The organism is Streptomyces sp. NPDC001549, assembly GCF_042894025.1.
Lineage (GTDB): Bacteria > Actinomycetota > Actinomycetes > Streptomycetales > Streptomycetaceae > Streptomyces > Streptomyces kutzneri.
On record NZ_JBIAVJ010000002.1, the window covers coordinates 359,867 to 379,133 of the forward strand.

The 19,267-nt window shown below is 67.5% G+C and carries 20 protein-coding genes; 11 read left to right on the forward strand and 9 right to left on the reverse strand.

All coding sequences use genetic code 11. The features are described from left to right. Nucleotides 1–149: 149 nt before the first annotated feature. The 4 genes from ACFY04_RS04535 to ACFY04_RS04550 all read right to left on the reverse strand — a co-directional run bounded on the left by ACFY04_RS04535 (nucleotide 150) and on the right by ACFY04_RS04550 (nucleotide 3,275). The gene (locus ACFY04_RS04535; RefSeq protein WP_351163557.1) at nucleotides 150–1,007 is read right to left on the reverse strand and encodes a fumarylacetoacetate hydrolase family protein; all 858 of its coding nucleotides are present in this window, start codon (nucleotides 1,005–1,007) and stop codon (nucleotides 150–152) included. 123 nt (nucleotides 1,008–1,130) lie between these two features. Continuing rightward, nucleotides 1,131–1,889: a YidC/Oxa1 family membrane protein insertase gene (locus ACFY04_RS04540; protein WP_389114168.1), complete on the reverse strand. Its 759-nt coding sequence runs from the start codon at nucleotides 1,887–1,889 to the stop codon at nucleotides 1,131–1,133. 114 nt (nucleotides 1,890–2,003) lie between these two features. After that, on the reverse strand, nucleotides 2,004–2,354 hold the full coding sequence (locus tag ACFY04_RS04545; protein ID WP_389114169.1) for a DUF6412 domain-containing protein: 351 nt from the start codon (nucleotides 2,352–2,354) through the stop codon (nucleotides 2,004–2,006). Nucleotides 2,355–2,450: 96 nt separating this feature from the next. Next, on the reverse strand, nucleotides 2,451–3,275 hold the full coding sequence (locus ACFY04_RS04550; protein ID WP_389114170.1) for a class E sortase: 825 nt from the start codon (nucleotides 3,273–3,275) through the stop codon (nucleotides 2,451–2,453). Nucleotides 3,276–3,331: 56 nt separating this feature from the next. Between ACFY04_RS04550 and ACFY04_RS04555 the strand changes: the two genes are divergently transcribed. Then, the gene (locus ACFY04_RS04555) at nucleotides 3,332–4,330 is read left to right on the forward strand and encodes an SEC-C metal-binding domain-containing protein (protein ID WP_389114171.1); all 999 of its coding nucleotides are present in this window, start codon (nucleotides 3,332–3,334) and stop codon (nucleotides 4,328–4,330) included. Nucleotides 4,331–4,339: 9 nt separating this feature from the next. Here the strand turns inward: ACFY04_RS04555 and ACFY04_RS04560 are convergent, their stop codons facing one another. Beyond that, a complete protein-coding gene (locus ACFY04_RS04560) occupies nucleotides 4,340–5,635 on the reverse strand; it encodes a DNA cytosine methyltransferase (RefSeq protein ID WP_389114172.1) in 1,296 nt (431 codons plus the stop codon). A gap of 260 nt (nucleotides 5,636–5,895) precedes the next feature. Continuing rightward, nucleotides 5,896–6,582 (reverse strand): hypothetical protein, encoded by a 687-nt coding sequence (locus tag ACFY04_RS04565; RefSeq protein ID WP_389114173.1) that lies wholly within the window; start codon nucleotides 6,580–6,582, stop codon nucleotides 5,896–5,898. A 122-nt stretch (nucleotides 6,583–6,704) separates the two neighbouring features. Between ACFY04_RS04565 and ACFY04_RS04570 the strand changes: the two genes are divergently transcribed. Genes ACFY04_RS04570 through ACFY04_RS04580 form a run of 3 tightly spaced genes read left to right on the forward strand, consistent with a single transcriptional unit; the run spans nucleotide 6,705 to nucleotide 10,781 of the window. After that, nucleotides 6,705–8,117 (forward strand): ParB N-terminal domain-containing protein, encoded by a 1,413-nt coding sequence (locus ACFY04_RS04570; RefSeq protein WP_389114174.1) that lies wholly within the window; start codon nucleotides 6,705–6,707, stop codon nucleotides 8,115–8,117. Nucleotides 8,118–8,119: 2 nt separating this feature from the next. Next, on the forward strand, nucleotides 8,120–9,946 hold the full coding sequence (locus ACFY04_RS04575) for a DEAD/DEAH box helicase (RefSeq protein WP_389114175.1): 1,827 nt from the start codon (nucleotides 8,120–8,122) through the stop codon (nucleotides 9,944–9,946). After that, a complete protein-coding gene (locus ACFY04_RS04580; protein WP_389114176.1) occupies nucleotides 9,930–10,781 on the forward strand; it encodes a protein NO VEIN domain-containing protein in 852 nt (283 codons plus the stop codon). Before ACFY04_RS04575 ends, ACFY04_RS04580 begins: the two co-directional genes overlap by 17 nt. A 51-nt stretch (nucleotides 10,782–10,832) precedes the next feature. On the opposite strand, the gene ACFY04_RS04585 is transcribed toward ACFY04_RS04580, so the two are convergent. Both ACFY04_RS04585 and ACFY04_RS04590 read right to left on the reverse strand, forming a co-directional pair. Continuing rightward, entirely contained in the window at nucleotides 10,833–11,303 is a 471-nt protein-coding gene (locus ACFY04_RS04585) for a very short patch repair endonuclease (RefSeq protein ID WP_389114177.1), read from the reverse strand. 52 nt (nucleotides 11,304–11,355) lie between these two features. Continuing rightward, nucleotides 11,356–11,994: an ATP-binding protein gene (locus tag ACFY04_RS04590; RefSeq protein ID WP_389114178.1), complete on the reverse strand. Its 639-nt coding sequence runs from the start codon at nucleotides 11,992–11,994 to the stop codon at nucleotides 11,356–11,358. Between the two features lie 225 nt (nucleotides 11,995–12,219). On the opposite strand from ACFY04_RS04590, the gene ACFY04_RS04595 reads away from it, so the two are divergent. The 3 genes from ACFY04_RS04595 (at nucleotide 12,220) to ACFY04_RS04605 (ending at nucleotide 14,501) form a co-directional block, all read left to right on the forward strand. Beyond that, on the forward strand, nucleotides 12,220–13,065 hold the full coding sequence (locus ACFY04_RS04595) for a helix-turn-helix domain-containing protein (protein WP_389114179.1): 846 nt from the start codon (nucleotides 12,220–12,222) through the stop codon (nucleotides 13,063–13,065). After that, on the forward strand, nucleotides 13,065–13,271 hold the full coding sequence (locus tag ACFY04_RS04600; RefSeq protein ID WP_389114180.1) for a DUF397 domain-containing protein: 207 nt from the start codon (nucleotides 13,065–13,067) through the stop codon (nucleotides 13,269–13,271). Before ACFY04_RS04595 ends, ACFY04_RS04600 begins: the two co-directional genes overlap by 1 nt. 180 nt (nucleotides 13,272–13,451) lie before the next feature. Continuing rightward, on the forward strand, nucleotides 13,452–14,501 hold the full coding sequence (locus ACFY04_RS04605) for an NAD-dependent epimerase/dehydratase family protein (protein ID WP_389114181.1): 1,050 nt from the start codon (nucleotides 13,452–13,454) through the stop codon (nucleotides 14,499–14,501). A gap of 14 nt (nucleotides 14,502–14,515) precedes the next feature. Here ACFY04_RS04605 and ACFY04_RS04610 read toward each other — a convergent pair whose 3' ends face one another. After that, nucleotides 14,516–15,838: a DNA-binding protein gene (locus tag ACFY04_RS04610; protein ID WP_389114182.1), complete on the reverse strand. Its 1,323-nt coding sequence runs from the start codon at nucleotides 15,836–15,838 to the stop codon at nucleotides 14,516–14,518. A gap of 236 nt (nucleotides 15,839–16,074) precedes the next feature. Here ACFY04_RS04610 and ACFY04_RS04615 point away from each other — a divergent pair, with 236 nt between their 5' ends. The 4 genes from ACFY04_RS04615 to ACFY04_RS04630 all read left to right on the forward strand — a co-directional run bounded on the left by ACFY04_RS04615 (nucleotide 16,075) and on the right by ACFY04_RS04630 (nucleotide 19,266). Then, nucleotides 16,075–16,290: a hypothetical protein gene (locus ACFY04_RS04615; protein ID WP_389114183.1), complete on the forward strand. Its 216-nt coding sequence runs from the start codon at nucleotides 16,075–16,077 to the stop codon at nucleotides 16,288–16,290. Nucleotides 16,291–16,725: 435 nt separating this feature from the next. Beyond that, nucleotides 16,726–17,085, forward strand: a complete 360-nt coding sequence (locus ACFY04_RS04620) for a hypothetical protein (RefSeq protein WP_266907177.1) — start codon at nucleotides 16,726–16,728, stop codon at nucleotides 17,083–17,085. 4 nt (nucleotides 17,086–17,089) lie between these two features. Then, complete coding sequence (locus ACFY04_RS04625) at nucleotides 17,090–18,391, forward strand: radical SAM protein (RefSeq protein ID WP_389114184.1); 1,302 nt, start codon at nucleotides 17,090–17,092, stop codon at nucleotides 18,389–18,391. Beyond that, complete coding sequence (locus ACFY04_RS04630; protein WP_389114185.1) at nucleotides 18,388–19,266, forward strand: radical SAM protein; 879 nt, start codon at nucleotides 18,388–18,390, stop codon at nucleotides 19,264–19,266. The genes ACFY04_RS04625 and ACFY04_RS04630 overlap by 4 nt, the downstream gene beginning before the upstream one ends. Nucleotide 19,267: the final 1 nt, after the last annotated feature.

Here is a 19,267-nt window from a genome sequence, read left to right on the forward strand (position 1 = left end):
CGGGCGCGCCGGGGCCGCCGCGGGGGGCCCCCCCACCCGCGGCCCCCGATGGGGGGCCGGGGGCTCACCCCCCCCCCCCCCGGGTTACGGGGGGGGGCCCGGGGGGGGGCCCCCGCCCCTTCCATGTCCGCGTCCGCGTCCGCGTCCGGCTACGCGCCCTTGAACTCCTGGCGCTGACGCCCGAGACCCGTGATCTCCACCTCCACCACGTCACCGGCCCGCAGGTAGGGCTTCGGCTCCGGCTGGCCCATGGCCACGCCGCCCGGCGTACCGGTGACGATGACGTCGCCCGGGTACAGGGTCATGAAGTGGCTCAGGTACCGGACGACCTCGCCGACCGGGAAGATCTGGTCCGAGGTGTTGCCGTCCTGCTTGAGCTCACCGTTGACCCACAGCTTCACGTCCAGGACCTGCGGGTTCGGGACCTCGTCGGCGGTGAGCAGCCAGGGGCCGAGCGGGGTGAAGGTCTCGCAGTTCTTGCCCTTGTCCCAGGTGCCGCCGCGCTCGATCTGGAACTCGCGCTCCGAGACGTCGTTGACCAGCACGTACCCGCCGACGTGCGCGAGCCCCTGCACGGCGGAGTCAAGGTAGCGGGCGGTGCTGCCGATGACGACGCCGAGCTCGGCCTCCCAGTCGGTCTTCACGCTGCCGCGCGGGATCAGCACGGTGTCGTCGGGGCCGACCACGGTGTCCGGGGCCTTCAGGAACAGGATCGGCTCGGCCGGCGGCTCCGCGCCGATCTCGGCGGCGTGCCCGAAGTAGTTCAGGCCGATGCCCACGACCTTGCCGATGCGGCCGACCGGGGCACCGATGCGCAGGCCTTCGGCACTCAGGACCGGGAGCTCACCGGACTCGGCCGCGTCCCGTACCCGGGTCAGCACGGAGTCGTCGGCCAGCAGGCCGCCGTCCACATCCGTGATCAGGCCGGACAGGTCACGCAGGGTCCCGTCCCGGTCGAGCAGCGCGGGGCGCTCCGACCCTACGGGTCCGACACGCAGCAGCTTCATGGGCATTCTCCCGTGGTCGTGGGTGGTCGACCCAGGGGCGTGCCCAGGGCCGGCCGATGGGTTGCGGCCATCGGAGGATTTGGTCGATCCTCCAAGATGTCCACCCAATCCGCAAGACCCTGTTCACAGACTGGAACGCTCGCCTCCACCCATCAGCCGCTCCGCCCGCTCCTTGCGGTACTGGAGCCAGGCCCGCTCCGCCACCGACCACGCGGTGGTGGTCAGCAGGTACATCCCGGCGGCCAGCGGCACCACGGCGGCCGTGATCAGCGTCCCGAACGACAGCAGGGGCAGTACGCCGCCCAGCTTGCGCATGACCTCCTGCTGCTCGGCGCTCACCTCGGCCATGCCCCCGACCCCGGGCTTAGCCCCGGCGTTGGCCCCGGGCTTGGCCCCGGGCTTCTTGGAGGCGGCGGCCTTCTTCGGGGCACCGGCTGCGGCGGCAGCGGCGGCGGCCGCGACCGAGGCAGCCGTCCGGCGCCCCCGCACCGCGCTCCACGCGGCCACCACCGCGATCGCCCCGAACAGCCCGAGGAACACCAGCCCCTGCGCCCCGAACAGGCCGCCCTCGCCCAGCGCCTCGGTCCACCGGGCCCCCAGCGGCGCGGCGAAGAGCCGGTGCCCGAGCAGCTCGTTGGCCTTCCCGCCCACCTCGGCGGAGGAGAACGCCTGGTACATCACGAAGAACACCGGCAGCTGCAACAGGATCGGCAGGCACCCCGCCGCAGGAGTCGCTCCCCGGAAGGCGGCCCGGCTCAGCGGGTGCAGCGCGAGCCGTACGAGCACGGTGAACAGCACGATCGCGGCAGCGGTCGCGGACTGCGCCAGCACCGGCTCCAGAAGCCGGCCCAGCTCAGCAACAAGGTGGGTGAAAACGGACACGCGGGCCCTCCGAAGGGTCTCGTCGAACGTCGAAAGAGATGCATTTCGGCGTGACGACCCGCGAGGGGCGACAACAGTGATCAGTCAGCAGAAGGCGAGAAGTACTGCGCGCCCCTACGCGGCCGTCGGTACGAGACGGCCGGGCGCCCTGGGCCTCGACCGGCCCGAGGCATCGGGATCACGCTGCGGCAGGAAAGCCGTGCGCTGCTCGCGATCACGGATCGCGGTGCGTATTCGGTGCGGCGGCACGGGCCGCACGAGCCGCGCGGCGGCGGCGAGAGCCGCGGTGCCCACGGCGACGGTGGCCGTGAAGGCGACCACCACGGCGCCCAGCCCGCCCTCCCCGGCGAACAGCCCGAGGAGTCCCCCGAGCAGCACGAGCGGGAGCAGCAGGGCGAGGACCCGCGAGGTCCGCGCGTACAGGGCGAAGGACAGCAGGCGGCCGTCGCGTCGTCGCCGAGCCATACGGACCTCCCCCTCTCCACTCCCGCGCACGAACTCCCGTACGACATCGATGGTAACCGGGCCCACCGACAGATCCATCGGCCGGAAGTATCGAGGTCAGGAAGACTTGAGTAGGGTCCCCCAGACCACCAGCCGGTACTTCGAGCTGTACTCGGGCGTGCAGGTGGTGAGCGTGATGTACGCCCCGGGCTCGCTGTACCCCTGGTCCGGTTTCACCACGCTGCGCGGCACGGGCGCGATCACCCCGGTGTCCCGCTCGGTGGTCTCGCTCAGGATCTTCCCGACGACGTACGTGTACCGGCGCCCGCGCATGTCGACGATCAGCTCGTCGCCCGCCCGCAGCCGGTTGATGTACCGGAACGGCTCGCCGTGCGTGTTCCGGTGCCCGGCCAGCGCGAAGTTCCCCTGCGCCCCGGGCCCGGCGGTCCCCGGGTACTGCCCGGCGTAGCCCTTGTCCAGGACGGCCCGCTTGTCCACGCCCTGCGCGACGGGCACGACGAGCCCGAGGCGCGGGACACGCAGCACGGCGTACGCCCGGTCCCGCGCGGAAGGCCCGGCGGCGGGCCGGGCGGCGGCCCGGGTCGCCGCGGGCGCCGCCCCGGAATCCGCCGGCCCGCTCGGCTCCGGCCCCACCACCGGCCCGCCACCGCCACCGACCCCGGCCTCGTCCCCGCCACCACCACCGACCCCGGAACCAGCGACGGGCCCCTCACCCCACGCCCGCTCCAGCGCCTGGACCTGCTCCTGCGCGGCAGCCGCGGCCTGCCGATTGGTCCACCACACCTGATGCACCACCAGCAACAGGACCACCACCCCCACGGTGACGATCAGCTCGGCGCCCGCCCACAGCACCCCCGCGAGACCGGCCCGGCGCCCCCGCCGGCCGCTCCCCTGCACCACCACAGGTACGCGATCTCGCACGGGCGGCACCCTAAGTCCTCCCCCGCCAACTGACCAGCGGCAGTACGGTGTGAACCATGCGCCCCGATACGCCTGCAGAGCACATCGCCGAAGCCGAGCGCCTCATCCGCACGGCGACCCGCTACCCCGAGGACCAGGAGCCCTTGCTCCTCCAGGCCGCGGCCCACCTCGAACTGGCCGACGCACGCGACCGGGCGAGTGCCCTGTACGACCAACTCCTCTCCTCCTCACCCGCCGACCCCCACCTGATCAAGGCCCTGCAGGCGGCGAACCTCTGGGAGTACGGCCACGAGCCGGAGGCCCGCGCCCTCATCTCGGGCATCCGCGCCGCCTCGCCCAAGGACCCGGCGCCGTGGGAGGTCATCGCGGAAGCCCTGGAGGCCCACGACGAGTTGGAGGCCTCGCACGACTGCTTCACCGAGGCGGCCACCCTCCTCATCGCGGAGGACGACCCGCTGACCCCGGCCACCACCGCCCTCCTCACGGGCCGCCACCGCGTACGCCGCCTCCTCGGGCGCCCGCACGACGACTGGGACATGGTCGCGGACACCCGCCACATCGGCCCGATCCCCCTCGACGAGCTCCACGACCCGAAGCGCATCTGGGCCCTGGGCTCCGACGACCCCGCCGAACTGCGCGCCGAGATCGCCCGCCTGCGCGCCGAACTGGGCGACCGCCGCGCGGCCCTCTCCCGCCCCTTCCCGGTGGCGATCCTGCACTGGCCGCAGCACGAACTGTCGGAGCTGCTGACCAGCTACCCGACCCTCGCCTCCGAATACCCCTCACACGAGGCCCACCTGAGGGAGATCGAAACCTCCCTCCGCGCCCTGGCCGCCTCGGGCACCACGAACCTGGGCATCGTCACGGCGAGCGTCCCCTCGTACGAGGCCTTCGCGGCATCGGAGAAGACCTCCCCGGCCTCCCCGTCCCTGCTGGCCGAATACGCCACGACCCTGGCAGCCCGCGGCAAGGCCACCCCATGGCCCCCGACCCCCACCGCCCCCTGCTGGTGCACATCGGGCAAGCCGTACGCGGAGTGCCACGGCACTTCCTAACCGCGCGTTTTAGCTGATCTTCGCGCGCTGATGGACGAAGAAGTCGTGACGCTGGTGGTCTTCTTGTCCAGTGAACGCCTTGAACGCGCCAAGGGAGTAGGCATACGCGCCTGACGAGCGCTGGATGGTCTGCACTTCAAAGTCACGGCTCAGATGGCTCAGGTGCCGTTCGATCTCAGGGATGTCCATGGAGATACCGGCCTTGGCAAGCTTCGCAATGATCTGGTCCGACGCCATGGGACGGGTCGCACCACGAAGCAGCTTGTAGACAGGGTCCTGGACAGTGCTAGTGGACTCGATCAGCTCATGGCGCGGGCCTTCCTTACGGAGGGCTCTCGCGATCGACCGACCGACAGCCTCGGCTACTGGAGGGGGAAATGCGTTTCCGATCTGGCGGTACACCGCAGTCTTGCGGCCCTCGAACTTCCACTCGTCAAATCCATGCCTCCAGCCCTGGATGCGAGCGACCATCTCTGTGGTGAGCTTGGGCCCTGGGACTCCAGGCTTGGGCTCCCATCCGGGAGCAGGCGGGGCATCTGCAACGCCAAGGCCATCTACACCGAGCTCGGCCCAGGCACGCTTCGCCCGCGTCGGCCCCAGGTCCGCTCCCCCGTGCCTCTTCGAACCTCCGACGATGGTCGGTGCAATGGAGTCAGCCTTCTTCGCCCAATCTTCGGCACCCTCCCAGCCGCCTGCCTTCATCAAGTCAAGCAGGGTCTCGCCGACTGTCGGCTTGGGGGCGTCGAGAGTCTCAGGCCACGTGAAGTATTCGGCGTACTCCTTGGGCATGGCGACAAGCACGAAACGCGGCCGAAGCTGAGGAACTCCGAAGTCGGACGCGTGGAGGAGCTTCCACTCGCCCACGTACCCGTAGTCATGAAGCTGGTCGAGGACATGCTGACGATAGGCAGAGAAGCGGTTGGCGCTGAGCCCTCGGACGTTCTCCAGGAGTAGGGCCCTGGGCTGCATACGCCCGCAGGCCTCGATAGCCCAAGCGAAGAGGTCTCGCTCGTCGGTAGCGCCCATCTGCTTGCCTGCGATGCTGAACGGCGGGCATGGCACGCCGCCAGCGAAGAGGTCGACGCCCTTGAACTTCTCCGGGTCCCAAACTTCGATATCGGCGACATCCCCCTGCCGCACATCCCATTTCGGCCGATTTAGCTGCAGAGTAGCCACGGCATGCGAGTCGAGTTCGACCGCGAGCCGGTGCCGGAAACCCGCACGGTCAAGCCCCAGAGACTGACCGCCTGCACCGGCGCAGATCTCGACCACCTCGAGATCCTCGTTGCTCTTCGCCGAAGACATGCGATCTCCCTCCAGATGCGCTGGCCTAGCCAGCGCACGAGCAGTCAGCGGGTACCCCAGTGGCCGCAAGATGATGAAATTGGATTTCCAGCTCCGCACGGGATGCCAGCATCCCAGCCTGCAGGTTCGCTACCTGCGGAATGGTCGATGCGGGCTCTGGTGAGGACGCGGAAGTCTATGCGCTACCACGGACATGTCACAAATGCCCGGTTTGCCGCGGCAGGGGCCGGCGCCCCGGCCCCTGCTGGAACTCGATTGAACTAGCCCTTCAGTGCTCGGTGTACTTCAGCGCGCGCCTGAGCGGGAAGGCGGCGGTAGGCGCTCCACGCGCGCTCCACAGGGACAGCGTCTCGCCGCCCCCTCTCCGCCCAGCGAGCGAGGCGTTCCCGGTCCGCCGGATCGAGGCACTCGATGTCCTCGACCAGACGAGCCGCGTCCACGGGCCTGTCATCACCACCCGCACGGCAACGCTTACATTCCGTCACTGGCAGGATTTCCCGCTCTCCGCTGGGGAGCACCACGTCGCGGCGCGAGACGGAAAGCACGGCGGTCTGATTGATGTCGTCGGCGTACGGTTCGGCACCGGTGATGCCGCACACGGTGCACATGTAGTCGTCCCGCTCCAAAGCGGCCCGCACTTCCTTCGCAGACACCTTCTTCGGCGTTGCGGCACGACGCGCGACCGGATCCCACACCGGTACGCCCGCCTTGACGAACCGTTGCTGATCGGAAGCTAGCGAAGCGTCCTCAGTGTTGGTATGCATGACCCAGTCGAAGATACGGAGGCCCCGGATCCGCCGGTCGGCTTGAGCGATTCCGGGGAAGGCTTCACGGATCTGCTCCTTGGTGAAGGTGCCGCCTTCACCAATCTCCTGGAGGAGCCACAACGCCCCGCGGACCATGGTGCCACCGTTGACCTCCGGGTCGTTCCATGCAGGCAGAGACACCGCAACTCCGTTCACACGCTGACTGGGTGACTGATTTTATGATCATCTGACTCAAGTCGTCAGTGGCTGCTGCAATGATGCATGACATCACGGATGGCCACGGCGCCCTTGGAGGATCAGGCATGGCAGGGAAGTTCGACGTTCCGCCTGAGGCAGAGACGAACCGCATGCTCGTCGAGGAGCGCCTCGTCCAGGCAAGGACGGAGGCCGGCGCCAAGGTCACGGTCGACTGGAGGGGGCAGCAAAAGCACCTAGACGTCATCTCGATGCCTGTCCAGATGCTGTACTTCAACCCTGATACGCACCGCATCCGGGCACAGCGCTCCCTCGACCTGGAGCGGAACCGTGTTTTGGACGAGGAACCTTGGAGCGAGCCCGCCCAGGACTATCTGCGCCACCTGCTCGGCTGCAAACCCTCGAACCCGAATCAGACCGACCCCGACTTCACCGCCCTCGTCGATGAGCTCCGCGAGTCCGGCCAGAAGGATCCCGGGATCATCACGCCCGAGGGAATCCTCGTTGACGGCAACACCCGATGCGCCGCTCTACGACAGCTCGGAGTCAAGGACATCCGTGTCGCCGTCCTCCCGCCCGACACCTCGCGCAGCGATATCAGCGACGTTGAACTCTCTCTCCAGCTCCGTCGCGACAAGCGGCGCGACTACACATACGTGAACCGGCTCATCGCAGTCGAAGAGCAGCTGGCCGCAGGTAGGCGCGAAGACGACATCGCGCGCGCTTTCAACATTAAGACGAATACCCTCCACAAGGACAGGTGGGTATACCAGCTCATTCTCGATGCGATCGAACGCAGTCGGACAGATAGCGGAGCAACCCTGCGCCTGGTGGACTTCGAAGAAGACCAGGAACAGCTCCGAGAATTGCACCGCGACTACACCAAACTGAAGCAAACCGACCCTGATGCAGCAGATCAGCTGAAGGAGTCGCGCCTGGCCATGGTCGTGCTGGACTTCGCCAAGACGTCAATTCGACTGGCGGAGGCCGACTTCCACACCCGGTACCTTGACGAGCGCCTGCCCATGGAATTGAAGCCTGCAGAACAGCAGTCCGCTTCCGTGGGCATTCCCGGCCTTCCAGGCGTAGCTGTCCAAGACGCAGCCCCGACGGTCAAGACAACTCGTGCCCTGACCGATACCCTCCTGCGAGCAAAAGCCGCAGTACAAAACGCCGACAAGCTGGACCCCGCAGAGGTGGCCAGAGCAGGTCAGCTTATGACTGCTGCAAGCGATGTCTTTACCGCCGCAGTTAAGCTGGCCGGCCTGAATGCCCAACTGCAGAAGCGTAAGATCGCCGTGCCAGAGCGCCTCACGGATGCTGCAGATCACGTGAATCAGTGCGCTTCCGAGTTCGCCGACGCCAAAGCAAAGCGCGTCCTTGATGAAGAATCATTCGACGACGCACTACTTACTCTCCGGGCAAGCCTTGTTCGACTGGCGAAGCAGGCCGGGCGAACGTTCACCACTCCTGGCGACGGCGTGGCATGGCTGCTCGAAGCCACGCGCGCGGAGGCGTGATCATGCAATCGGTCGGACCGAGCCTGAAGATCGAGTTCGGCGATGCCGCGACCAGGGCCCGCCTTCGAGCAGCATTCGGCTTCGAGGCCGACCTGCGCCGGCTCGCGCTGCGCTTCAACAGCAGCACGCAGCGCTCACACGGTTCTGTTGACATCGAAATCGACGACCTTCTCACTAACCTTGTGGCAGTCGCTTCCTGGCCACAACCCAGCTCGGTAGAATGGGATCCTCAGCTGGCTGCCCTCGCCACAGACTCAGCAGCCGACGCTCAAGCTGTAGAGAGGCGCCTCGATCCGGAAGCCGCTGCCGTAGGCGCTGTGAACCCAACCGAGATCGACGGACTCCTCGGCCCTGGTTGGACTGCCGATCTGACCGGATTCCAACGGCGGGATATTGCCAAGCTGATCTCGCTGCGGCACGGCGCCAACTTCTCTGTGCCCGGCGCCGGCAAGACCCGGGTCGGCCTCGCTGTCTTCCAAGCCATGCGGCGAGCAGAAGGAGTTGAGCGACTTCTCGTCGTAGGGCCGAAGTCCTGCTACGAGGCATGGCATAACGAGAATTCCCAGTGCCTGGAGAAGCCTCTCAGCATGGAAGTCTTCTCCGGAAGGGTGGATCCGACGGCTGAAGCCGTCATCGTGAACTACGAGCGCCTCAGTGGCGCTGTCAATGAGCTGAGCGCTTGGTTGACAGCCCGGCCATCGCTGTTGCTGCTCGATGAGGCTCACCGCATGAAGCTCGGAGCTGACGGCACCTACGGCTCTGCCTGCCTCGCCCTCGGCCCCAGGGCCCGCCGCCGACTCATCCTCACAGGCACCCCGGCCCCCAACGGTGTCAGAGATTTGGAAAATCTGTTTGGATTCGTCTGGCCAGGCCATGGCCGCAGGAAGGTCACTCAAGCCGTGGCCGGCGGCGATCTGGTCAAGGCGAGCCAGGCGCTCCGCCCCCTCTTCGCCCGAACAACGAAGGGCGAGCTTGGGCTGCCGCCCGTGACTACCAGCCTGCGTCCTGTGCCCCTTCCTCCTCTGCACCGCGAGATCCACGACGCGCTCATCGGCCGGTTCTCAGCACGCGTTGCGGGTGCGGAGGCCGATTTTCAGCAACTCGGCAAGGTCATCGTCTACATGCTGATGGCGGCGACCAGCCCTGCGCTCCTAGCAGTGGGCACAACGCGTCACGAGCCTCTGGCGTACCAAGTACCCCCGCTCACCGTGCCGGAGAACACGCCGCTCTACGAGTTGATGCAAGACCTGCCCAGCTATGAGATGTCACCCAAGTACCAGGAGGTGTTGGCCATCGTCTCAGCCAATGCAGCCCTGGGTCGCAAGACGCTCATCTGGTCCACCTTCGTTCGCAGCTTGAACACGCTCAAGCGGATCCTCGGGGCATTCTCCCCGGCTGTCGTTCATGGCGGCACTGAGGATCGTGATGACCAGATCAACCGGTTCCGCAGGGATCCTGACTGCATGGTGCTCCTATCCAACCCAGCGACGCTCGGCGAAGGCATCAGCCTTCACCACGACTGCCACGATGCTGTCTACGTCGATCGGGACTTCGCGGCAGGGCGCTTCCTCCAGAGCCTCGACAGGATCCACCGTCTAGGGCTCGCTCCAGAGGCCGAGACCCGCATCACCGTACTCGCTTCCGAAGGCACCATCGACGAAGTAGTCGCCCAGCGGCTCGCCGACAAACTGCAGTTCATGGGACGCATCCTCGACGATCCTGCGGTTCAGGAACTGGCCGACCTCGATGAGGAGCCAGCCGTTGGCGGTGGCTTGGATCTAAAGGACCTGCAAGCGATGATGGGCTACCTCCATGCCCGTACCTCCTGATCCGGTCCTACGCGCGGCCGCGCGCTGGCTCCACCGCCTCCCGGCATCGGGCGCCGCGCGCTGCCGTGCGCTCTTCACGACGCACGCCGAGTTCAGCGACATCACGCCCACCCAGTACGACGCCGCATACGCATGGATTCGCAAGACGGGGATGCTCGATGCGAAGGACGTCGGCGTACCTCCAGAAGTGAGAATCTACGACGCTGCGATCGTGGACAGCGGCGCCTCCTGGCTGTCTGATGCCGACGTACTCGTCCAGAGCCCCGACGAAATCCCTGAGGACGCACTTCGTGCTGCCGAGGCGCTAGGGCTCGAAGCCGACGACGCGTACGCGCGCATCGGCGCCGCCTGGGGAAAGGTAGACGCAGCTGGACGCGCCCGAATCGGGGCCATGGGCGAGGAGGCCCTACTCAACCTTCTGCATGCCTCGACTGCGGCAGCAGTCGAGCACATTGCAGCGTGGTCCGACGCTCACGGTTACGACATCGCAGTTCAGGGACAGGTCTGTTCGGTCCATCTCGAAGTCAAATCAACTCTGCGACGTGGCCGGTTGACGGTCTACATATCGCGCAATGAGTACGAGACGATGCTCCGCGACCCCCACTGGCGCATGGTCGCTGTCCAGCTCCGACCGAATGGCGAGCCGATCGCCGTATGGACCGTACCGAGCGACTGGATCGCGTCGCACGTTCCGACCGACCCTGGCGTCCTCGGGCGCTGGGAAGCGTGCCGTCTCAACATCCCATCCGATGTTCTCGAATCAGGCATACCGGCACTCGCCCCTCTGCTAACACCCACAGCATCTGTGCTACTCGCAGCAACAGATGCTGGCTGAGGAGGAGCGGAATCCCGAGAGGGAGCTTCGAGGCTTCACCCTTCGAGATCCTCACTCGGGTGCGTTCCTCCGGGCAGCGATCGCACCCCGAACTGCATCCGCGCACTCCTCGGGAGCCTGATGCTCCCAGAAGCGCAAGACAAGCCAACCCGCCTCGGCGAGCTTCTGGTCCGTCTCCCGATCCCGCTGCATGTTCCTGCCGATCTTCTCCCGCCAGTACTCAGGGTTTGTCTTCGGCGCTACGAAGTGATCGGGGCAGCCGTGCCAGAAACAGCCGTCGACGAAGACGGCAACGCGTACAGGGCGGAACACCAAGTCAGCGGTACGACGCATGTCCGGAAGCGGTTTGGCCGCCACGCGGTAGCGCAGCCCGCTGGCGTGCAGCAGAGACCGCAGTGCCCGTTCCGGTGAAGTGTCGCGGCTTCGGTTGCCCAGCATGCTGCGGCGGTTAGCCGCCGACGATGCCCAGGAGCCTGGGGGCGGGCTCCACGGAACGGGCTCGGAGGGTTCTTTCTTGTCCATCGCGTAGGAAGTCTAGGGACTTCCTACGCGATCGCCCCGGCTCCGGCGCTCCCTATGCCGCGCCCGTCTCGGCCTCGTAGTGGGTCTGGGCACGGTCCAGGATGTCGTCCGGGTCGCAACCCTGTGCCGCTAGCCAGTGGAGGACGTCGGCGATGAGATCAGCCACCGACTGCTCCACGGCCTGCGGGCGCCAGGCGGCGGGAGGGTGCGGGCTATCGGAAAGACCGCGGTAGGCCGCCAGGACGGCCGCTCCGCGTTGCACCCGACGGTACTGCCGGTCCGACTGGAGTGCGAGTTCGCACCAGACCGCCTTGCCGGTTGCCGTCAGAACCGTGCCCCAGTCAACCGCCAGCGCAGCCAGCAGGTGCAGGCCCCTGCCGGACTCTTCTTCACGGGACGGCCGCTCCATCACAGGGGTGGTGTGGCTCTTGTCGTGGATCTCTACTCGAAGACGTGCCTCAGCAGGCTCTGACTCCATGACCAGCGTCGCGGACGTGCCCGCACCCACATGCTTGATCACATTGGCCGTGAGTTCTGTGACGGCCAGCTGCGCATCTCCAGCGAGGGCCGGGAGACCCCAGGCAACAAGTTGATCTCTGACGATGCGTCGCAGGAGACACAGTTCCGCAGCCTCCGCCGTGAACGGCAGAACACAGCGAGACCGGCGGTCGACAGACGGATATCCACTCATGGGGCTCCCTCCCATGCCACGACAGCACCTGCACCTGCACCTGCACCAGTCGTATCCGTACGACTGCGCTGCGTAGCGTCACGAGTGGAGTATCGCATTGAGAAGTCTCATCATGTAACTTCTCACGAGAATCGTTCGGGTGAATTCCGACGGCGCAACGTCCGTCGCACATAGCCTTGTTGCCTCCACTCCGGCAGCAGAACAGCACCTCGGGAGACGGCACGCATGTCAGCCAGAGCAACCACCCGACGCCGACAGCTCGGGGCGACCATGCGCAAGCTGCGCGCCCGCGCGGGCATGACTCTGGAGGAGGCCGGCCACGTCGTCGGCGTATCCAAGGCCACCGTCAGCCGGTACGAGACCCAGGCGGGGCCGGTGAAGTGGCCCATCGTGGAGGCGTTGTGCCGCGAATACGGGGCCACCGATGCTGAGCGGACTGCAGTCGTAGAGCTAGCGAAGGGCGCGAAGCGGCAGGGATGGTGGAACTCCATCGCCGACTCGATTCCGGAGAGCATGAACCTGCTGCTCACCCTGGAGGACGAGGCCGTGAGGGAAGACCACTTCAACTGCCTCTACGTGCCCGGGCTTCTCCAGACACGCGCCTACACAGAGGCCGTCCAGTACGCCTCAGAGATGAGGCTGCCGCCCGAGGAGATCGAGCGGCTTGTCGATATCCGGATGAAGCGGCAGGAGATCCTCGACCGCCCCAAGCCACCGCACCTCTGGGCCATCCTCGACGAGTCGGTGATCCGACGTGTTGTGGGCTCGCGGCAGGTGATGAAAGCTCAGCTCGAGCGCCTCCTTGAGGCCAACAAGTCTCAGCACATCACCTTGCAGGTGCTGCCCTTCTCCAAGGGTGCGCACTCTGCCGCCATGGGCAGTTTCGTGATCATCGGCGGGCCCGAGCCATCTTTGGATGTCGTGTACGTGGACACTCACGTAGGTTCGCTGTTCATGGAGCAGGACAAAGAGCTGGACCGCTACCGGCTTGCCTTCGAGTACCTCCGCGCACAAGCGTTGGACATGGCTGCATCATCAGCCCTAATCAAGCGTGTCCACGAGGAGTTGTAATGAACCTCATCTCACCGGCCATAGGCAGCACCGTCTGGGTCAAGTCCTCCTACAGCGGGGCCGAGCACAGCGAGTGTGTCGAGGCAGCATTCGTCACCTACTCGATCGCTCTGCGTGACTCCAAGCGACCGATGGGAGAAACGGTTTCGTTCGGGGATGTGGCTTGGCGCGTCTTCATCGAAGGGCTTCGGAACGCACAGCCGTAGCGGTGGTTCTCGGCACCGCAAGAAGCCAGAGCGGCCGTGACAACCGCACCAGGTACCGGCCAGCCGCGGCACCGGTCACATCCACTGAACGGGGCAACCAGCCCCACCGCTACCAACCACCAGATTCAACCGGCCTTTCGTGGGCTCAGCCGCTGGCCATGACGGGCGGGATGGTGTCGCATGGCGCTGCATGGCAGGGTCGACCTCATGCGGATTCTCGTGATGGGTGGCACATGGTTCCTCGGCCGAGCGATCGTTGACGAAGCACTTCGACGCGGGTGGGAGGTGACGGCGTTCAACCGTGGCCGCTCCGGTGCGGTCGAGGGCGCCGACACTGTCCGGGGCGACCGGACCAGCCCCGAGGACATGAAGCGGCTCGCCGCACATGGGCCGTGGGATGCTGTCATCGACACCTCCAGCAGCGAGTTCCCTCCCCGTGATGTGCTCCTCGCCGCCGAAGCCCTGCGCCCGGTCGCCGCCCGGTGGGTGCACGTGTCCACGGTGTCCGTCTATCAGGGCTGGCCCCACCAAGCGCTCACCGAGGACTCCCTTCTGCTGGAGTGCCCACCGGATGCCGACGAGTTGTTCGGGCACACCAGCGCCGACGGCAGTCCGACGAAGTACGGGTTCCAGAAGGCTGGCGGAGAGGCTGCTGTACGCGCCGCCTTCGGGGACGACGTGGTGTTCCTGCGGCCCGGGGTGATCTTGGGGCCTGGCGAGTACGTCGGCCGCCTCCCCTGGTGGCTCACCCGAGCCCAGCGCGGCGGCCCGATCGTCGTCCCGGCGCCGGCCGCCCAGAGGATCCAGCCTGTGGACGTGCGGGACGTCGCCGCCTTCGCCGTCGATCAGGCCGGCACCGGTGGCACCGGCCGGGCGTTCAACATCGCCCACCCCGGGGGCGTCAGCTGGGCCGACTTCATCGCCACATGCCTGGCCGTTACCGATAGCACCGGCAGCCCGGTGTGGGCCGATGCGGCGGCACTCACTGCGCACGGTGTCAAGCAGTGGACGGAGCTTCCACTGTGGCGCACCCACTCCGGGGTGTGGTCCGTCGACGCTTCCCGTGCCGTGGCTGCCGGGCTCCGCTGCCGTCCGCTTGCCGACACCATTGCCGACACCTGGGCGTGGATGCAGGCAGATGGTCGGCCGGTCGAACATCCGAGGTGGGCCGAGCACGGCGTGGACCCCGCCAAGGAAGCCCAGATCCTTGCCGCCCTCGGCTACTCGTAGGCGCAGGGGCTGGATCAGGGCTCGATGGTAAGGAGCCCGCTCCCCGTACCCAACTGCCTCGGCGCCGAGAGACGCCCGAACTCTTCGATCTGTTCGCCGAGCGTGACGGCCACCTGCGTCCCTCTGAACGCAGGGGCCGTCAGCGCACGACGCAAGCCGCCAGTGCGCTCCAAGAGTCCCGCCACACGCTGTTCTGCTGGGATCACCCACACCGTCTCCAGCGTCGCCGCCGCCGCGTCTAGGTCGCCCCGGAGCACCTGCGCCGCAGCGAGGTCGGCCGCGGCCTTGCCCCGGACCGCTACCGACTGCCGGGCCGGCGGCCGGGACGCGACCAGGTCCAGCGCCCGCTGCGCAGTCACCTCGGCCCCTGCCCCGTCGCCGACGAGCAGGGCGGTGGTGCCGTTGGACATCAGCAGCCGTTCCTCGTTGAAGGCGAACTCGCCTCCGACGTCGTCGTGCAGGGCGTCCCGATCGCCGCTGTCCTGCCGCGTGGACGCGACGAGCGCGCGGGTGGCCCGTTCCCGGTCCCCGAGGTGTCCGTGGGCGCGGGCTTCGATGGACAGCAGTCGCCGCCTGGCCGTGTCGCCCAGACCGGCGTAGGCCATTGCGGTCCGCGCGTGGCGTACGGCCTCCGAGGGGCGGCCCGTGAAGTACGCGCAGATTGCCAGGGATCCGGTGGCGTAGGCCCGTAGTGGATCGAAGCGGGCCATCTCCCCGTACAGGGCCGCCGACCGGGCGAGGCGTGCCGAGTCGTCCAGGGCGCCGAGGTCGAACGCGGCGGTCGACAGCAGCGCGCATGCCTGTCCCGCCACGATCAGCAGCTCCTGTTGCTGCGCAGGCACCTTGGTGAGTCCACGTTGGTGCTCGGCCTCCGAGCGGAGAAGCCTGGCCCGCCGGAACACCTCGAAGGCGCTTGCGGCGCCGTACGAGCGGGCGAGGGACAGGGCGTCGTCACGGAGCTGGTCGATGGTCGTGTCGGATACGGACTGCGCGGCGGCAGCCCCCGCCTCATCAGCGGCGTCACGTGCGGTCATGGCGATTTCACTTTCGAGGTCGTACGCAGTGGGAGTCACCGATGCCGAGGGCGACAGCGCGGGCGGTGGCCCGAACAGCGCCGCGGCGTCCACGCCGAAGAGTTGCTCCAGTGCCCGGCACGTGTCCGGTCCCGCCATGGTCTTGATCCGGCCCGACGTCCACCGCCGGAACTGTGCCTCCGACACCGACATGCCCTGCACTCCGGCCTGTACGGCCGCGCGCTCGAATGCCGTGACGAAGTCCCTGTAACGCCAATGCCGTTGCTGGACTAACACGCGCAGCAGCGTCGCCGGATCGTCCATCGGTCGCTCCCTCAAGGTCAGGAGACGGGCCACGTCGCGCCCGCTCCACTTCGTGCCTACTGCTCAACATCCCTGCTGCGCAATGGAATCCGTGCAGATGACATCGCGGTGCCACCTCCATGACACCCCGGTCACCCTGGCGAGCACCAGAGGACACCAACCGCGTCGTGGCCGTGACACCCGCACCAGGGGGACCCTTACGCCACCTCGAAGACCCCGGCGAAAGGGAGTGGAACGTGAGCGGCCCCCGGCTTCCCCGAAGAACCCCTGGCGCGATCAGCACGCACTACGAGGCCGTCGTGGCCCCGTACGTGGAGACGTCAGCCGGCACCCCGTCGGAGCGCCGCGGCCTGCCCCGGGCCGCCGAGGCGTTCCGTAGCCGGAACAGCGACCCCTCCACCTGGAGCTCCGCCCAGTTCGACGCCTTCCTCGGCCTCGGAGGAGCCCAATGAGCGAGACCACGGGGACGAACGTCTGGGTCACGGAGGACACCGGGCACCGGTTCCTCGGCCAGGACGTCGCACACCCCGCCAGCGGACGTCGCGGAACCGTGGGCGCCGTCCTGGTCTACGTATCGAAACTCACCGATAGGCCGGTCAGGAAGGTGGCGCACATGCGCCCGATGGACCACTCGGGTCGGGAATGGACTGCCGATCCGAACACTCTCCATCTCCTACGGCCGATCGCCCACCCGGCCCAGCCCAGCGAGACAAGGGGCTGAACAGGCTTCCCGTCGGTGCCGACCAAGCGGACGGCACCGACGGGGAACGGCGCCAGAGCGCCGCGCACGAAACCGGCGAGGTGCCATACGGCACCAGACCGGCGGCACCAGAGCGGATCCAAGCTGCCCGTCCCGGGCGGTCACCCTTCCACCAAGGAGATCAGCTATGCCGAAGCCCAGGAAAGAGAAGCAGAACCACCTCATCTACGCGGACGTCGTGGACTCCAAGTCCAAGGCGGGCGTGTGGATGGGAGAGCGCGCCTCCTTCCGCGACAAGCAGGGCCGCATCCTGGAGGCCCTGAAGGACCGCACCGACTGGGTCAGCCTGGAGGGCGCCGTCATGGTCATCAGCACCGAACCGGCCGGTCTCACGGTCATCGCGCCGAACCCGACTCTCCCCGGTGTGATCGTCCTCTCCGACGGCGGTTCCCCCGCGGCCTCCGCCCGGCTCCAGGCCGACGCCGAGGACAAGGTCCGCGCCGTCATGGCCGAGCTGGGTATCGCCGAAGAGGAAACGGCGGCCTGACCCAGTGGCCACTCCCCAGCTTCTGTGGGGGAAATACTTCCAGTACGACCGGGACGGGGAGGCTGTCCTCCTCGACCCGGTCACGCTGGAGAGTGTGCTTCTCGACCCCGGCGAGGTCTCTGACCTCGCCGGGGTCCCCCCGACCGCGACGCACTTAGCCCTCGCCGGGCTCGGCTTCACCAAGGACGGCCCTGCGGCCGACCGCCGTGAAGCACTCCACCACCGCCTCCACACCCTGGGCATCGACCCGACGCCGCGTCGGATCAGCGGCCTGCGGGTAGTGCTCACCGACCGCTGCAACATGGCCTGCACGTACTGCTTCGTCGACACGAACAGCGGCAAGCCGGACATGACGGAGCAGGAGCTCGCCGCCGGCCTTGAGTTCCTGTTCGAGCAGAACGCTGGGCAGGAAGAGGTCTCGATCCAGTGGTTCGGCGGCGAGCCGACGATCCGCTTCGACCTCATGAAGTACGGCGACGAACTCGCCGACACCCTCGCGGCCCGGCACGGCGTAGAGCGGGTCCGGCGCACGGTCGTCACCAACGGCGCTCGCCTGACGGACGAGGCCCTCGACCACTTCGTACAGCGCGAGTACGGGGTGGGCATCTCCATCGACGGCCCGCCGGGCATCAACTCGGCGAACCGGCTCCTCCTCGGCGGACAGCCCGCGGACGACCGCATCCGCCGCAACGTCCGGCGCCTGGTCGAGGCGAAGGGCCTGCACGTTGGCTGCAACCTCACCCCGACGGCGTCGAACATCGGGCGCCTGGCCGAGAGCGTGCAGTGGATCATCGACGACCTCGGCCTCAAGTTCATCTACGTCAACACGCCCATCCCCACCGGGGGCGAGTGGCGGGTGAACGGCACGGACCTGGCCCGGGAGCTCTACGAAGCCCGCCTGACCGCACTCGGGAAGGGCGGGATGCTCTTCTCCGTCCTCGACCGTGCCTTCCAGGCCCTCGATACCCGCCGACCGATGCTCTTCGACCACATGCAGGGCGACCGCAGCCTCAACGCCGCCCTCCTGCCCGGCAACCAGGTCAGCGTCTGCGACATCAACTTCACCGAACCCGAGTTCCTCCACACACTCGACGAGCTACGGTCGGACCCCAGCCGCCTCACAAGGGCGACGAAGAAGGTCGCGCCGATCCCCGCGTGCGGCGACTGCCCGGCGCTGGCCATATGCGGCGGCCCGTCCCGCAACGAACAAGCCCTCATCGGCGGCAGCACGCCCGACCCGCAGATGTGCGCTTTCTACACCAGCACCGTGGCCATCGCGGTATGGGACAACACGGGGGTGCAATGAGCACCCCGGTCCGTACGGCGCTGATCTCGACGGCGGGGCACTGCGAGGTCGCGTGCAGTTTCTGCTTCCGGGCCGACCGCGCCCGCGGCTTCCTCACCACCGCGACGTACTCGCGTGCCCTGTCGCGGCTGAAGGAGACCGGGGTGGAGGGCGTGTGCCTCACGGGTGGTGAGCCGACCCATCACCCGGACCTCCGGCAGCTCGTCCGCCTGGCTCTCCAGTTCGGCATGACGGTGTCCATGGTGACCTCGGCCCGCTCGGAGGCTGAGGTCACCGCCCTCGCGGAGGTCGGACACCTTCTGACCAACGTGACCGTCTCCGCAGACTCGCAGGGCGCGATGACACTCGGCCGCACCACACGGACCGCAGCCTCGGCGGTCTCGACGCTGGACGCCGTCGACACCCCCTCGAAAGTCCTTCACCTCACCTACTGGGATGTGGACGACGACGAAGCCGCGCAGCTCGCCGACCTCGTAGCGGGAACGGGGATCGACGTCCAGCTGAGTCCCGTCCTCCTCTCCGAAGCCGCCCTGCGCCGGGATAACCGATCACTCCAGGACTCCCTGGTCCAGAGGGCGCGCGACACGGTGGTACTCGACCAGTACTTCCGCCTGTCCAACGGATACCGCTCCTACCTCGACGACCTGCGGCAACTACAGCTGTCCAAGGAGGAGAGTCACCCCTGTCGGTCGGCCACCCTCTACATGTCGGCCGACGGCGAGGTGCGGCACTGCCCCTACGGAGCATCCGAGGTCAGTGTCCACGCCCCACGTACCGAGATCCGAGCCTTCCTCGACGCGCCGACCACGGACCGCGTCGGACCCGACTGCGCCGCCATCTGCCGCCCCGCGTCCCGCGACTGCGCGGCAGCCTGAC